We start from the raw sequence: 759 nt of genomic DNA, 5'->3' as shown, positions 1-759 counted from the left end.
TATTTTGAAGGCGGGTGGGGCGTATGTCCCACTGGACCCACATTATCCGCAAGAGCGTTTAAGTTATATGTTGGCAGATGCGCAGTTAAGCTTGGTATTACATCAGGGCGCAGGAGCTGCGGCCTTGCGCGAATTTACGGGGTCGTTGGTGTCTTTAGAAGCAGCGCAATATGGTCATTACAGTACCGATAATTTAGATAAGGGGGCATTGGGGTTATCGTCCAGTAATTTGGCGTATGTGATTTATACGTCGGGTTCAACAGGTAAGCCCAAAGGAGTGATGATCGAGCATCGTAGTGCGCAAGCGCTCATGCATGAAATGTCTGATTGGTTTACCGGTGTGACACGATTTGGCTGGGGAGCCAGCTATGTTTTTGATGCGTCCTTACAGGGGATCGTATGTTTATTCTCAGGTAGAACATTAATTGTGGTGCCTGAAGATATCAAAACGCAACCAGAGCGACTGCAAGACTATATTCAATCACACCATATAGAATTACTCGATTGCACGCCGAGTGTGCTGCAATTCTGGCTCGATACATGGCACGATTTTACACCGCCACATTTATTGGTGGGAGGGGAGGCGATAAGCCAAGCATTATGGCAACGTTTGGCAGGTTATACTTCTGAAGGGATAGAGATCCGCAATGTATACGGACCAACCGAATGTACAGTGAACAGTACGATGGCACATGTCAGTGGCACAGAGGTTCATATTGGCAAGCCTTTATCGTATATGCGTTCATATGTGTTAAGTGA

The 759-nt window shown here is 46.8% G+C and carries 1 protein-coding gene; it reads left to right on the top strand.

Annotated features, from left to right (window positions below; translation table 11 throughout):
- A partial coding sequence (locus J8L98_RS24490) for an AMP-binding protein (RefSeq protein WP_210998664.1) occupies positions 1-759 on the top strand: 759 nt, incomplete at both ends.

The organism is Pseudoalteromonas sp. MMG013 (assembly GCF_018100885.1).
Lineage (GTDB): Bacteria > Pseudomonadota > Gammaproteobacteria > Enterobacterales > Alteromonadaceae > Pseudoalteromonas > Pseudoalteromonas aurantia.
Note: the sequence above shows the minus strand (reverse complement) of the source record. Positions and strands in the feature narration are given on the sequence as shown.